This window comes from Streptomyces populi (genome assembly GCF_002911015.1).
Taxonomy (GTDB): Bacteria; Actinomycetota; Actinomycetes; order Streptomycetales; family Streptomycetaceae; genus Streptomyces; species Streptomyces populi.
Genome location: NZ_KZ626905.1, coordinates 15,216 through 29,206 on the forward strand (window position 1 = coordinate 15,216; position 13,991 = coordinate 29,206).

Here is a 13,991-nt window from a genome sequence, read left to right on the forward strand (position 1 = left end):
GGGGAGGGGGTCCGATGGCCGATGAAGCCGAACAGGGCGAGACAAGCGATCAGGACCTCCTGGCCCGCCACGTCGAGGGCGACCCGGACGCCTTCGGCGAGCTCGTACGGCGCCATCGCGACCGCCTGTGGGCGGTGGCCCTGCGAACGCTGGGAGACCGCGAGGAGGCCGCTGACGCGGTCCAGGACGCGCTCGTCTCGGCTTACCGGGCCGCCCACACCTTCCGGGGCCAGTCGGCCGTCACGACCTGGCTGCACCGCATCACGGTGAACGCCTGCCTGGACCGGGCCCGCAAGGCGGCCTCCAGGAAGACGTCCCCCGTCGATGACACCCAGCGCCTGGAGCAGCTTCTCGAACCGCACGAGTCCGCCGCCGCCCCGGCCGAACGCAATGACCTCCACCGTGAGCTCATCGGCGCGCTGGGCACGCTTCCCGCCGACCAGCGCGCCGCCCTCGTCCTGGTGGACATGCAGGGCTACCCCGTGGCGGAGGCGGCCCGCATCCTCGATGTCCCGACCGGCACCGTGAAGAGCCGCTGCGCACGCGGCAGAGCCAGACTCCTTCCCCTCCTCACCCACCTCCGCGCGAAGAACCCGGGTGATGAAAAGGCGAAGAAGTCGGGCGACGGACGGAACCGGACGCAGGGGACATCCGTCCCACCCGCAGCGGGACCTCACGAGTCAGGACCCCGCGGCGCCGGGCCAAGCGATTCAGCTGCTGTGAAGGGCGGAGGTGGGCGAGCGTGACATCCACGACGGACAAGGCCGGGCACCCGGACGTCGCGGAAATCTCCGACCTCACCGAAGGTCTGCTCTCGCCTTCCCGCACCGAGGACGTCCGACAGCACCTCGACGGCTGCGCGCTCTGCGCCGACGTGTACGACTCCCTGGAGGAGATCCGCGGTCTTCTCGGCACCCTGCCGGGTACCTCACGCATGCCCGACGATGTGGCCGAACGCATCGATGCCGCCCTGGCCGCGGAAGCCCTGCTGAGCGCCACGGCTCCCGATGAGCCGACCGACGCCGCTGCCGACCGTGCTCATGTTTCACGTGAAACATCGACCGCCGTCGGACTCTCGGGACATCCTCGTGGGGCCACCGGCCCCGGTCGTCCCCGTCGAGCACGTCGTGGGCGCCGCAGGACGGCTCTCCTCACCGCCGCCTTCGCGGCTGCGGCTCTGGGGCTGGGTGCGCTTCTCGTCCAGTCCCTGGGGGGCGACGACGGAGCGGGCAAGTCTGCCCAGACGGCGCCCCGGCACGAGTCGGGGGCCCCGGGGACCTTCTCCGAGAAGACACTGCAGGGCGAGGTCTCGGCCCTTCTCGCGAAGAACAAGAAGTCGGATGACAGCTCGGCCAGCGGCAAACCCTGGGGAGTCGAGTCGCAGGACGCCGGAACCGACTCGGGCGGCGTGAAGACGTTGATCACTCCCACCCCCGCTGTTCCTCAGTGCGTCGAGCAGGGAACCGGAGACCCCGGAGCCCTCCTCGCCGCCAAGGAAGGCTCGTTCCAGGGGAAGAGCGTCTATCTCCTCGTGGTGTCCGACAACTCCGACACGACCAAGGTCACGGCCTACATCGTGGACGCGTCCTGTCAGAAGCAGTCCTCTCCGTCGCCTGGCAAGCTGCTGCTGACGCGGTCGTACGCGCGTTCCTGAACCCACCCGCCGCAGGCTTCGGGCACATCGGCCCCGCCGTCCCCCGCGTCTCATCAGAACGCCTGACGGCTCGAAGCGCACTCGAAGCACACTCGAAGTGCAAAGGCTCACCGCCCCGATATCACCAGGTGCCCTTGTCCGCCCCCCGGGTCTTCGTGTGCCCTGACACAGCGGGAATTGAAGCCCCTTAGGATCCGTTGGGTGGGGTGAGAGTACTGAGAGATGCTCCACCAGTACGCAGCAGTCTCCAGAGACGAGGAATCAAGCCGTGAGCGACGTCCGTAACGTGATCATCATCGGGTCTGGTCCCGCCGGCTACACGGCGGCGCTCTACACCGCGCGCGCGTCGCTGAAGCCGCTGGTCTTCGAAGGCGCCGTCACCGCAGGCGGTGCGCTGATGAACACCACCGAGGTCGAGAACTTCCCCGGCTTCCAGGACGGCATCATGGGCCCTGAGCTCATGGACAACATGCGCGCCCAGGCCGAGCGCTTCGGTGCCGAGCTGGTCCCCGACGATGTCGTCGCCGTCGACCTGACGGGCGAGATCAAGACCGTCACGGACACCGCCGGCACGGTGCACCGGGCCAAGGCCGTGATCGTCACGACGGGCTCGCAGCACCGCAAGCTCGGTCTGCCCAACGAGGACACGCTCTCCGGGCGTGGCGTCTCCTGGTGTGCGACCTGTGACGGCTTCTTCTTCAAGGACCACGACATCGCTGTGATCGGCGGCGGCGACACCGCGATGGAGGAAGCCACCTTCCTCTCGCGCTTCGCCAAGTCCGTGACCATCGTTCACCGCCGGGACAGCCTTCGCGCCTCCAAGGCGATGCAGGAGCGGGCCTTCGCCGACCCCAAGATCAAGTTCATCTGGGACAGCGAGGTCGCCGAGATCAAGGGCGACCCGAAGCTGGCCGGTCTGACGCTGCGCAACCTCAAGACCGGCGAGACCTCGGAGCTGCCGGTGACCGGTCTGTTCATCGCGATCGGTCACGACCCGCGCACCGAACTCTTCAAGGGTCAGCTCGACCTGGACGGCGAGGGCTACCTGAAGGTCGCCGCGCCTTCGACCCGCACCAACGTCACGGGTGTCTTCGGTGCCGGTGACGTCGTCGACCACACATACCGTCAGGCGATCACCGCGGCCGGTACCGGCTGCTCCGCCGCCCTCGACGCCGAGCGCTACCTCGCCGCCCTCGCGGACAGCGAGACCGCGGCCGCCACCGTCTGATCACCCCTTCCTCCCCACCGCAGAAACAAGTTAAGGAGCCCGCCGTGGCCGGCACCCTCAAGAACGTGACCGACGCCTCCTTCGAGCAGGACGTCCTCAAGAGCGACAAGCCCGTCCTGGTGGACTTCTGGGCCGCCTGGTGCGGTCCGTGCCGCCAGATCGCCCCGTCGCTCGAGGCCATCGCCGCCGAGCACGGCGACAAGATCCAGATCGTCAAGCTCAACATCGACGAGAACCCGGCGACGGCCGCCAAGTACGGCGTCATGTCGATCCCGACCCTGAACGTCTACCAGGATGGCGAGGTCGCCAAGACCATCGTCGGCGCCAAGCCGAAGGCCGCGATCGTGCGCGACCTCGAGGAATTCATCGCCGAGTAGTCGTCGACGGCCGCACACGCGGCGTGTGTTTCACGTGAAACACGAATGGGCCAGCCCGCTCGGGCTGGCCCATTCGCTTTACCCCAGAGATGCCGGGCTGCCGGAAGGACGTCGGCTACCGATCGCGAATGCCGCGGCCGACCGTCACAGAGGACGGAGCGCGGGCTCCTTCTGGACCGCTCCGAGAAGCCGGTCCAGGGCCAACTCCACATCTTCTTTCCAGGAGAGGGTCGTCCGCAGTTCCAGCCGCAGACGGGGGTATCTGGGGTGAGGGCGCACGGTCTTGAAGCCCACCGCGACAAGGTGGTCGGCGGGGAGCACACAAGCTGGTTCCTTCCACCGGGCGTCTCCGAAAGCCTCGATCGCCTTGAACCCCCGGCGGAGCAGATCCTTGGCCACCGTCTGGACCATCACCCGCCCCAGCCCCTGCCCCTGATAGCCCGGCATGATGAACGAGGTCATGAGCTGAACCGCGTCCGGGGCCACGGGGCTTGTGGGGAACGCAGTGGAGCGGGGGACATAGGCCGGTGGCGCGTAGAGCACATAGCCCACCGGTACATCGTCCACGTAGGCGATCCGGCCGCAGGATCCCCAGTCCAGCAGAACCGAGGAGATCCAAGCTTCCTTCTCCACGGCGCTTGTGCCCGCCTTTACCGCGGCTTCACCGCTGACAGGATCCAGTTCCCAGAAGACGCACGCACGACAGCGGTTGGGAAGGTCCGGAAGGTTGTCCAGCGTGAGCGGTACGAGCCGGCGCCCCATGAAGGATGTTCCTCGCTTCGTTCGCCCGCGGCGTCACGGGCGGCTGTCAGATGGCTCCGCTCTCTGAGCAAGCTGCCGACGAACCCGCCGACCGCTCCCAGGCCCAGAGCTGCGGTCACCAGTCCGGTACGGCTCACGGTCTGCATGACCCCCGCCTCCCCGATGAAGGTGTTGCCAGGTGGATGCGCCATACCCATCGCATCGTATCCACGATGCGATTCCGTCGATACCGCCAGAAAGCAAAGAGCGGGCCGTGTTCCGGCACACGCCGGGCACGACCCGCTCTTCTGGTGGACCGATCGGACACCGATCCACCAGGAAGCCGACTCAGCCTTCCGCGTCGTCGGAGTCGTCGTCCAGAAGGCTCTTCTGAAGGACCGGTCTCTCGCCCGGGGCGAGAGAGCCGAGAATGCGTTCAAGGTCTTCCATCGAAGCGAACTCGACAGTGATCTTGCCCTTCTTCTGCCCCAGGTCGACCTTCACCCGGGTCTCGAAGCGGTCCGAGAGCCGCGTCGCCAGATCACTCAGCGCCGGAGAGAGCCGGCTGCCGGCTCGCGGGCCCTTGGCACGCGGAGTCGTCTGCGGACGCGATCCCATGAGGGTCACGATCTCTTCCACCGCCCGCACCGAGAGACCCTCGGCGACGATGCGATGAGCCAGGCGGTCCTGCTCCTCCGAGTCGTCGACTGCCAGCAGGGCCCGCGCATGCCCCGCGGAGAGAACCCCGGCAGCCACACGGCGCTGAACCGCCGGCGAGAGCTTCAGCAGACGCAGGGTGTTGGAGACCTGGGGACGCGACCGTCCGATACGGTCCGCCAGCTGGTCGTGCGTGCAGTTGAAGTCCTTGAGCAACTGGTCGTAGGCCGCCGCCTCTTCCAGTGGGTTCAGCTGAGCCCTGTGGAGGTTCTCAAGGAGCGCGTCCAGGAGAAGCTTCTCGTCCTCCGTGGCTCGCACGATCGCGGGAATGCTCTCGAGCCCCGCCTCACGGCAGGCGCGGAAGCGGCGCTCGCCCATGATGAGCTCGTAGCGTCCGGAACCCACCTGCCGTACGACGACGGGCTGGAGGAGCCCGACCTCCTTGATGGAGGTGACAAGCTCAGCAAGAGCGTCCTCGTCGAAGATCTCACGCGGCTGACGCGGGTTCGGCGTGATGGCGTCGAGGGGCAGCTCGGCGAAGTGAGCGCCGACAGGAGCCTGAAGCGTCTCCAGTGCTCCGTTCGACGCCACCTCCTCTGTTTCATGTGAAACAGACGTCAGCGTGGTCACCTTGGCCGCCGCCACCCCGCGTTCCGCTGTGAGTATGGGGTTGGCAGTCGGCGAGGAGGGGGTCCCACTCGCCGAAACACCCGGCCGTTCACCTGTCGGAGCCGCAGGGATCAGTGCGCCAAGGCCTCGCCCCAGACCCCGTCGTCGGTCACTCACTGGATCCCCTCCACCATGTTCTGATCGTTCTGTCCGCCCACATGGGCATGGTGCGCGTCGTACACCACTCCGACTCCTCGGAGGGCGATTTCGCGCGCGGCCTCAAGATACGAGAGAGCACCGCTCGAACCCGGATCGTAGGTCAGAACCGTCTGCCCGTAGCTCGGGGCCTCCGAAATACGGACCGAGCGCGGAATGCTGGTCCGCAGTACCTCCTTGCCGAAGTGGCTGCGCACCTCCTCCGCGACCTGGGACGCGAGGCGTGTCCGGCCGTCGTACATGGTGAGCAGAATCGTCGAGACATGGAGGTCGGGGTTGAGGTGCCCTCGTACCAGGTCGACGTTGCGCAGAAGCTGCCCCAGGCCTTCGAGCGCGTAGTACTCGCACTGGATGGGGATGAGCACTTCCGCACCGGCGACCAGCGCGTTGACCGTCAGCAGGCCGAGCGACGGCGGGCAGTCGATGAGGATGTAGTCCAGCGGCTGTTCGTACGCCAGGATCGCCCGTTCCAGTCGGCTCTCACGGGCCACCAGCGACACCAGTTCGATCTCGGCACCGGCGAGATCGATGGTGGCGGGGGCACAGAAGAGACCCTCGACATCAGGGACCGGCTGAACGACTTCGGAGAGCGGCCTGCTGTCGATCAGCACGTCATAGATCGACGGAACCTCGGCATGGTGATCGATCCCCAGCGCCGTGGAGGCATTGCCCTGAGGGTCGAGGTCGACCACCAGGACCCGGCCACCGTGCAGGGCCAGAGAGGCAGCAAGGTTGACCGTGGTCGTGGTCTTACCCACCCCACCCTTCTGGTTGGCGACCACGATGACTCGGGTCTGCTCGGGCCGTGGCAGGCCCTCGCCGGCGCGACCTAGCGCCTCCACGGCCAGTTGGGCAGCACGACCGATGGGAGTGTCGTCCATCGGGGGCGGTGTTTCACGTGAAACACCCTCCCCCATCGACTCGGTACGGGGACCGGGGACCGGATCGGTCATCGGTCCCGCGATGTTGGCGTCGGACCGCAAGGATTCACTCTCCTCGACTTCAGGCTCGCAATGAACAGAGCTTCCCATGCCATTGGAGTCATGAACCAGCGAGGACCGCTGTTCTGTGGAGAAATCCACCTCTGTGGACAACCCCGCACCCCCTCTGAGTGACCCAAGAGGCTTCCGACCACGCGGTTCAGCCGCGGCGCGGCCACGACCGATGATGCCGTGCAACAGTGAGCGACGTTTCACGTGAAACACGATGCCGAGCCGCCCAGATCAACGCGGCACGACACTCCGATATGCACGGGTTTGGCATCTTTTGTCGAATCAATCTCGATGGCGAGGCCTGTTCGATGGGAGTGAGAAACAACTCCTGGCCCCGAACAGAAAACTCCCGGCCCCCGTAGCACGGGGAACCGGGAGTATCGATACTCACATCGACCAGAGTCAGCGCCGACGGCGCGTCCGGCCCGTCCTGGCGGCCTTGGCACGCTTGGCCGCGAAGCGCACACCTCCGGGGCTCTCGCCCACCTCCACCCGCACCACGGTGGACATCGGATCCACGATGCCCTCACCCACCTGCAGGATGGAGGTCTCCACGGCTCCGAGCTTGCTCAGCGCCGTGGCGGAGGCCTTCAGCTCCTCCTCGGCGGTGTCGCCCTTGAGAGCCAGCATCTCGCCGTACGGGCGCAGCAGCGGAACACCCCACGTCGCGAGCCGGTCGAGCGGGGCGACCGCCCTGGCGGTCACCACGTGTACCGGCTGTAGCTTCCCCATGACCTCCTCGGCGCGACCACGCACGACGGTCACATGGTCGAGACCGAGCAGTTCCACGACCTCGGTGAGGAAATTGGTCCGGCGCAGCAAGGGCTCAAGCAGCGTGATCTTGAGGTCCTCCCGGACGAGCGCCAGGGGAATGCCGGGAAGCCCCGCACCGGACCCGACATCGCACACGGTCACGCCCTCGGGCACGACCTCGGAGAGCACCGCGCAGTTCAGCAGGTGCCGCTCCCACAGCCGGGGCACTTCACGCGGGCCGATCAGCCCACGCTGCACTCCCGCCTCGGCCAGCAGTTCCGCGTACCGGACCGCGTCCGCGAAGCGATCACCGAATACCTCACGCGCCTGCTCGGGCGCGGGGGGAAGCTCCGCTGCCTCCGTCACGGGGGACCGTCCTTCCGTACCGCTTGAGCGCACTGAGCGCTGATCACCAGGACTATCAGGCTGACAAAATTCGGCCCCGTCTGCGCAACAGACGGGGCCGAAGGAACGTACGTACCGATCAGGCGGGGAGCACGACGACGAAGCGCTGCGGCTCCTCGCCCTCGGACTCGCTGCGCAGGCCCGCGGCCTTGACCGCGTCGTGCACGACCTTGCGCTCGAAGGGCGTCATCGGGGCCATCTTCACCGGCTCGCCGGAGCTCTTGACCTCGGCGGCCGCCTTGGCGCCCAGCTCGGAGAGCTCCTCGCGCTTCTTGGCCCGGAATCCCGCGATGTCCAGCATCAGCCGGCTGCGGTCCCCGGTCTCCCGGTGCACGGCCAGGCGCGTGAGCTCCTGGAGCGCTTCCAGCACCTCGCCGTCGCGGCCGACCAGCTTCTGCAGGTCTCGGCCACCCGAGTCGCTGATGATCGAGACAGCGGCGCGGTCGGCCTCGACGTCCATGTCGATGTCGCCGTCGAGATCGGCGATGTCGAGCAGACCCTCGAGGTAGTCCGCCGCGATCTCGCCCTCCTGCTCCAGGCGGGTCAGGGTGTCGCCCTCAGCGGCGGCGGAGGTGGTGCCTTCCGTCACGGGATGGACTCCTTCTTACTTCTTGGACGGGGACTTGGGCCGCTGCGGACCCTTGCGCTGTCCGGACTGGGCCTTGCTGCGGGTACCGGTGCCGGGCTTGTTGCCGCTGCCGGCGGCCGGCTTCGCGGCGGAGGGCTTGGTGTCCTGCGGCTCGTCGGACTTGCTCAGCGAGGTCTTCGGCTCCGGCTCGTCCGCCGGTGCGCTGCTGGACGCCCCGCCCGACTGACGCTGCGCCTTGGTCTGGCGCTTCGGCTGCTGGCGCTTGGGGGCGGCAGCAGCGGTGGTCGTGGTGCCGTCCTCGGACTCGACGACCGCGGCGCTCTCGCCGGCCACCACAAGACCGTCGGGCTGGGCCACGAGGCCCGCCTTGGTCAGGCTGTTGATGAACTTGCGCTCGGACTCGTTGCGGTCGCGGCCCTTGATGACGATGGCCTTGACGATCGCCTTCTCACCGCGGCCACGCGTCTTGCCGTGCTGGGTGACGCGCTTCTCCAGGCGCTCCAGGTACGCGGTCTGGGCCTTCGAACCCGGGGTCGGGTTGTTGCGGATGACATACATCTGCTGGCCCATGGTCCACACGTTGGTGGTCAGCCAGTAGACGAGGACACCGACCGGGAAGTTGATGCCGAAGACGGCGAACATGATCGGGAAGACGTACATCAGCATCTTCTGCTGCTGCATGAAGGGCGTCTTCACCGTGGTGTCGACGTTCTTCGTCATCAGCTGACGCTGGGTGTAGAACTGCGAGGCCGACATCAGAACGATCATGATGGCGGTGACGACCCGGACGTCGGTCAGCGTGGCGCCGAGCTTCTCGACCGTCGCGGCGCTGTCGGTGAACTTCGCCGCGAGCGGGGCACCGAAGATGTGGGCCTTACGGGCGCTGGCGAGCAGCTCCTCGTTGATGACGCCGATCGTCGTGCCCGTCGCGATGCCGTTGAGCACGTGGTACAGGGCGAAGAAGAACGGGGACTGCGCCAGGATGGGAAGGCACGAGGAGAGCGGGTTGGTACCCGCGTCCTTGTACAGCTTCATCATCTCTTCGGACTGGCGCTGCTTGTCGTTCTTGTAGCGCTCCTGGATCTTCTTCATCTCGGGCTGCAGCGTCTGCATCGCCCGAGTGGCCTTGATCTGCTTCACGAAGAGCGGGATCAGGCAGATACGGATCAGAATCACCAGGGACACGATCGACAGGCCCCAGGCCCACCCCGTGTCAGGGCCGAAGATGGCGCCGTACACCGTGTGGAACTGGACGATGACCCAGGAAACGGGTGTCGTGATGAAGCTGAAAAGACTGGCAATCGTGTCCACTAATCAAGCTCCTTGAGCATGGGACGGGGTCTCGGCGGCCGGGCCCGGGGCAGTGGCGTCCCCGGTGGCCGGTTCGGCGGCGGAGGTCCCGCCCTTGCGTGCACGCCAGGCGTTACGCAGCAATTCGTGCCACCGCGGACGCTTGCGCTGCGGAACATGGTCCACACCGCCCAGCGACCACGGATTGCACCGGAGGATGCGCCAGGCGGTCAATGCCGTTCCCTTGATCGCACCGTGCCGGTCGATGGCTGTGTAGCCGTAGCGGGAGCACGACGGGTAGTACTTGCAGACCGGCCCGAGCAACGGGCTGATCGTCCACTGGTACAGCTTGATGAGAGCAAGCAGTGGGTACTTCATCGCGCGCCCCCTCCCAGCAGCCGCTGCAGAGCGGCGTCCAGGTCTCGGGCCAGCTGTTCATGGTCGGCGTCACCCGCACCGGGCAGCGCTCGTACGACTACCAGGCTACCGGGGGGCAGCAGGGCGACTCGGTCGCGCATCAGATGGCGAAGTCTGCGCTTCACCTTGTTGCGTACGACCGCTCCGCCCACGGCTTTGCTCACGACGAAACCCGCACGCGTCGAGGGAGCGCTCTCCCCAGGCGCGTGCGGGTCCGGTGCACCGCTGCGTAGATGGACGACGAGAAGCGGGCGTCCGGCCCGGCGTCCTCGGCGTACCGCGGTCGCGAAGTCTTCGCGCCGCCTCAGCCGATGCTCGGTAGGCAGCACGAGATCATGACCTGTGAGTAATCAGGCGGACAGGCTGGCGCGACCCTTGCCACGGCGGTTCGCGAGAATCGCGCGGCCGGCACGGGTGCGCATCCGCAGGCGGAAGCCGTGGGTCTTGGCGCGACGACGGTTGTTCGGCTGGAAGGTGCGCTTGCTCACTAGGGGGCTCCAGAAAGAATCGGTGGTGGCGGGGTGCCGCCCTGGCTGTCACCGTGCGCCCACGAGGAAACTCGCATTACGCCCGAGTGCACCGCTTCCCGATCACTCTTCGCGATCTGTGCCCATCGGAGGCAGGCGGCAGCAGCCATCGACAACTCGACCTGGTTACGGTACGCGCGGCTACGCCATCCGGTCAAACCAACCCTCGGCGGGGGACACTGTCCACAGGCTGGGGACAACAACTTGAACCGCACCGGTCGGCCTGACTACCGTGGCGGAACTCCGATTCGTTCCCTTCTCGCCGCCCCAGCGGTTTTGTTCCTCCCCGCCCCAAGCGACTGACTTCCCAACCTGTTCCCAGAACCACACGTTCGTGGGACCCGTGAGAGAGCGTGCCCCGTGGCTGACGTACCTGCCGATCTTGCCGCAGTGTGGCCACGCGTACTGGAGCAGCTTCTGGGCGAGGGCCGCGGCCAGGGCGTCGAGGTGAAGGACGAGCACTGGATCAAACGCTGCCAGCCCCTGGCGCTGGTCGCGGACACCGCTCTGCTCGCCGTACCCAACGAGTTCGCCAAGAACGTGCTGGAAGGCCGTCTCGCGCCGATCGTCAGCGAGACGCTGAGCCGCGAGTGCGGCCGCCCCATCCGCATCGCCATCACCGTCGACGACTCCGCGGGCGAGCCCTCCGTGCCCGCCCCGCCCCGCTACGAGGAGCCCGAGCTCCCCGCCGGACCGGTCCAGGGCCGCGACCCCTACGAGAACCAGGGCCGCGACGACCGGAACGCGTACGACAGCGGTGCGTACGACGGCGCACAGGCCCGGGACGACCGCAGCCCGTACGAGGGGCCGGGACGGGACGAGCGCGGCCCGTACGAGGGTCAGGCCCGGGACGAGCGCGGCGCCTACGACAGCCAGGGCCGCGACGACCGCGGCGGCTACGACGGCGGCCAGGGTCGCGACGACCGCGGCACGTACGAGCCGCAGGTCCGCGAGGAGCGCACCCCGTACGACTCCCGCCGTGACGGCTACGAGGGGTACGGCCGCCACCGCGCCGAACCTCTGCCCGGTGCCCCGGGCGACCAGCTGCCGACCGCCCGTCCCGCGTACCCGGACTACCAGCGCCCGGAGCCGGGCGCCTGGCCGCGCCACTCCCAGGACGACTACGGCTGGCAGCAGCAGCGTCTCGGTTTCCCCGAGCGGGACCCCTACGCCTCGCCGCCGCAGGACTACCGCCCCCAGCCGATGGACCGCTCGCCCTACGAGCAGCAGCGCCAGGACTACGACCAGCGCTCCGACCGCCGTGATCTGCCGGACCCCTCCGACAGCGGTCAGGGGCGAAGGGGCGGCCCCTCCCTGCCCTCCGCGGGCGGTGCTCCCGGAACGAAGGCCACGCAGTCCGCGCCGACGCCGGGTCCGGGCGAGCCCACGGCACGGCTGAACCCGAAGTACCTCTTCGACACGTTCGTGATCGGCGCCTCGAACCGCTTCGCGCACGCCGCCGCGGTGGCCGTCGCCGAGGCGCCGGCGAAGGCGTACAACCCCCTCTTCATCTATGGGGAGTCGGGACTCGGCAAGACGCACCTGCTGCACGCCATCGGGCACTACGCGCGCAGTCTCTACCCGGGCACACGGGTGCGGTACGTGAGCTCGGAGGAGTTCACGAACGAGTTCATCAACTCCATCCGCGACGGCAAGGGCGACAGCTTCCGCAAGCGGTACCGGGAGATGGACATCCTGCTCGTCGACGACATCCAGTTCCTCGCGGACAAGGAGTCGACGCAGGAGGAGTTCTTCCACACCTTCAACACGCTGCACAACGCGAACAAGCAGATCGTGCTCTCCAGCGACCGGCCGCCCAAGCAGCTGGTCACACTGGAGGACCGGCTGCGCAACCGCTTCGAGTGGGGCCTGATCACCGACGTCCAGCCGCCCGAGCTGGAGACCCGTATCGCCATCCTCCGCAAGAAGGCGGTGCAGGAGCAGCTCAACGCCCCGCCGGAGGTACTGGAGTTCATCGCGTCCCGGATCTCGCGCAACATCCGCGAGCTGGAGGGCGCGCTGATCCGGGTGACGGCGTTCGCCTCGCTCAACCGGCAGCCGGTGGACCTCGGTCTGACGGAGATCGTGCTCAAGGACCTGATCCCGGGCGGCGAGGACTCGGCGCCCGAGATCACCGCGACCGCGATCATGGCGTCCACCGCCGACTACTTCGGCCTCACGGTGGACGATCTGTGCGGTTCCTCGCGCAGCCGCGTCCTGGTGACGGCACGACAGATCGCCATGTACCTGTGCCGCGAGCTCACCGATCTGTCGCTGCCGAAGATCGGCGCGCAGTTCGGCGGCCGCGACCACACCACCGTGATGCACGCCGACCGCAAGATCCGCGCGCTGATGGCCGAGCGCCGCTCCATCTACAACCAGGTCACCGAACTCACGAACCGCATCAAGAACGGCTGACGGGTGCGGCGCCGACCGGCGCCGTTCCCGCCTGAGGGCGCCCCGGGACATCGTCCCGGGGCGCCCTTCGCGCTTCCCGCCCTCGCTCAGGGAACCTCACACGAGCGCCGGGGGCCCGGAACCGGGACAGGAACCGGGGCCGGGACGGCGCGGCGGGAACGGCGCCCGGAGACGGCTCGGCCGGCCCGCTCCGCGGAGTCCGGACGTCCCCGGAGCGGGCCGGCCGCGCGCCCGGCGAGGTCCGAGGAAGGCTCCCGGAGGCTTCGGACACGCTTCCCGACGGCTTCGGGCCCGTGACGCGAGGGCCGGCGCGCCGTTCTCACCGATGCCGACCCGACACCTGCTGTTCGAATCCGGTCCTGGTTACGGCCACTCTCCACAGATGTGGCGACTTTCTGCCGTCCACATCCTGGGGACTGGGAAGTTGTCCAGATCGTTTCCACAGGGAACATTGTTGAAAGACCATCAGGGCAGGTCAGGCACCTGTGGATTCGTGGACGAAGATTCTCCACAGCCTGTGGACAAAGGAAGGATCCACAGGCTGTGCGCAGAGTTGTCCACCGTCGGCCCACAGACCTGAGCCGGTTGTCCCCAGTGATCTCCAGCTTCTCCACACCTCTGTCCACTGTTCGGCAACGCGCCGTGCCATCTCACCGAACAGAGTGAAAGGCGTCACACCGAGGTGCCGGATTGGGCTGTGGGGAACGTGGGTAAAGCTGGGGACGGCGCTGGGGAGAAGTCGCCCCGCGTTGTGGACCGAGTGTGCAGAACTTTTCGTCGTCCACAGAGACCCCGAGTTGTCCACTGCTGTCACCCACAGGGCCGGTGGACAAAAAATCGCCTCTGAGCTGCGAAGACGGGGTTATCCACGGTATCCACAGGCCCTACTACTAAGACCAACTAGAGAGAGCCTGGGAATCGTTTCGAAGAGGGGGCTGTGCACAACTTGCTCCCGGCGGCCCGACTGCCGCTCGGCACGACTTGACCCCGAGAGGCAACGACTGTCAGCGCGGTGCGTCAGACTGGTCCCCGGTGTCCTCCCCCTCAGCGGCCGGAACGACACCGAGTCAGACGACGAAGGCCAGCAGGGCGAGAGCGCCGGCAACAGACGGAGGCGG

General features: G+C 67.5%; 14 protein-coding genes. 5 read left to right on the forward strand and 9 right to left on the reverse strand.

Annotated elements, in window-relative coordinates; all coding sequences use genetic code 11:
- The first annotated feature begins 14 nt into the window (after positions 1-14).
- The 4 genes from sigM (at position 15) to trxA (ending at position 3,259) form a co-directional block, all read left to right on the forward strand.
- Positions 15-746 (forward strand): RNA polymerase sigma factor SigM, encoded by a 732-nt coding sequence (gene sigM / locus CW362_RS27945; protein WP_103552377.1) that lies wholly within the window; start codon positions 15-17, stop codon positions 744-746.
- Complete coding sequence (locus tag CW362_RS27950) at positions 743-1,654, forward strand: hypothetical protein (RefSeq protein WP_103552378.1); 912 nt, start codon at positions 743-745, stop codon at positions 1,652-1,654. Before sigM ends, CW362_RS27950 begins: the two co-directional genes overlap by 4 nt.
- A 268-nt stretch (positions 1,655-1,922) precedes the next feature.
- The gene (gene trxB, locus CW362_RS27955) at positions 1,923-2,882 is read left to right on the forward strand and encodes a thioredoxin-disulfide reductase (protein WP_103552379.1); all 960 of its coding nucleotides are present in this window, start codon (positions 1,923-1,925) and stop codon (positions 2,880-2,882) included.
- 44 nt (positions 2,883-2,926) lie between these two features.
- The gene (gene trxA, locus CW362_RS27960; RefSeq protein ID WP_103552380.1) at positions 2,927-3,259 is read left to right on the forward strand and encodes a thioredoxin; all 333 of its coding nucleotides are present in this window, start codon (positions 2,927-2,929) and stop codon (positions 3,257-3,259) included.
- A gap of 144 nt (positions 3,260-3,403) precedes the next feature.
- On the opposite strand, the gene CW362_RS27965 is transcribed toward trxA, so the two are convergent.
- The 9 genes from CW362_RS27965 to rpmH all read right to left on the reverse strand — a co-directional run bounded on the left by CW362_RS27965 (position 3,404) and on the right by rpmH (position 10,416).
- Positions 3,404-4,021, reverse strand: coding sequence for a GNAT family N-acetyltransferase (locus CW362_RS27965; protein ID WP_103552381.1), 618 nt, complete (start codon positions 4,019-4,021; stop codon positions 3,404-3,406).
- Between the two features lie 327 nt (positions 4,022-4,348).
- Positions 4,349-5,443, reverse strand: a complete 1,095-nt coding sequence (locus CW362_RS27970) for a ParB/RepB/Spo0J family partition protein (protein ID WP_103552382.1) — start codon at positions 5,441-5,443, stop codon at positions 4,349-4,351.
- Positions 5,440-6,513, reverse strand: a complete 1,074-nt coding sequence (locus CW362_RS27975) for a ParA family protein (protein ID WP_103552383.1) — start codon at positions 6,511-6,513, stop codon at positions 5,440-5,442. The genes CW362_RS27970 and CW362_RS27975 overlap by 4 nt, the downstream gene beginning before the upstream one ends.
- A 363-nt stretch (positions 6,514-6,876) precedes the next feature.
- Positions 6,877-7,593, reverse strand: coding sequence for a 16S rRNA (guanine(527)-N(7))-methyltransferase RsmG (rsmG, locus tag CW362_RS27980; protein WP_103552384.1), 717 nt, complete (start codon positions 7,591-7,593; stop codon positions 6,877-6,879).
- A gap of 118 nt (positions 7,594-7,711) precedes the next feature.
- Positions 7,712-8,221, reverse strand: coding sequence for a Jag family protein (locus CW362_RS27985; RefSeq protein WP_103552385.1), 510 nt, complete (start codon positions 8,219-8,221; stop codon positions 7,712-7,714).
- 15 nt (positions 8,222-8,236) lie between these two features.
- The gene (gene yidC / locus CW362_RS27990; RefSeq protein WP_103552386.1) at positions 8,237-9,532 is read right to left on the reverse strand and encodes a membrane protein insertase YidC; all 1,296 of its coding nucleotides are present in this window, start codon (positions 9,530-9,532) and stop codon (positions 8,237-8,239) included.
- A 3-nt stretch (positions 9,533-9,535) separates the two neighbouring features.
- The gene (yidD, locus tag CW362_RS27995) at positions 9,536-9,889 is read right to left on the reverse strand and encodes a membrane protein insertion efficiency factor YidD (protein ID WP_103552387.1); all 354 of its coding nucleotides are present in this window, start codon (positions 9,887-9,889) and stop codon (positions 9,536-9,538) included.
- On the reverse strand, positions 9,886-10,257 hold the full coding sequence (gene rnpA, locus CW362_RS28000) for a ribonuclease P protein component (RefSeq protein WP_078942937.1): 372 nt from the start codon (positions 10,255-10,257) through the stop codon (positions 9,886-9,888). The genes yidD and rnpA overlap by 4 nt, the downstream gene beginning before the upstream one ends.
- Positions 10,258-10,278: 21 nt before the next feature.
- On the reverse strand, positions 10,279-10,416 hold the full coding sequence (gene rpmH / locus CW362_RS28005; RefSeq protein ID WP_006381191.1) for a 50S ribosomal protein L34: 138 nt from the start codon (positions 10,414-10,416) through the stop codon (positions 10,279-10,281).
- Between the two features lie 399 nt (positions 10,417-10,815).
- Between rpmH and dnaA the strand changes: the two genes are divergently transcribed.
- Positions 10,816-12,873: a chromosomal replication initiator protein DnaA gene (gene dnaA / locus CW362_RS45355; protein WP_103552388.1), complete on the forward strand. Its 2,058-nt coding sequence runs from the start codon at positions 10,816-10,818 to the stop codon at positions 12,871-12,873.
- Positions 12,874-13,991: the final 1,118 nt, after the last annotated feature.

What these genes read in the sequence shown, in the direction of transcription:
- CW362_RS27975 (WP_103552383.1), bottom strand. Translation starts at nt 6,513, where the DNA reads ATGGGAAGCTCTGTTCATTGCGAGCCTGAAGTCGAGGAGAGTGAATCC.
- sigM (WP_103552377.1), top strand. Translation starts at nt 15, where the DNA reads ATGGCCGATGAAGCCGAACAGGGCGAGACAAGCGATCAGGACCTCCTG.
- yidD (WP_103552387.1), bottom strand. Translation starts at nt 9,889, where the DNA reads ATGAAGTACCCACTGCTTGCTCTCATCAAGCTGTACCAGTGGACGATC.
- CW362_RS27965 (WP_103552381.1), bottom strand. Translation starts at nt 4,021, where the DNA reads ATGGGGCGCCGGCTCGTACCGCTCACGCTGGACAACCTTCCGGACCTT.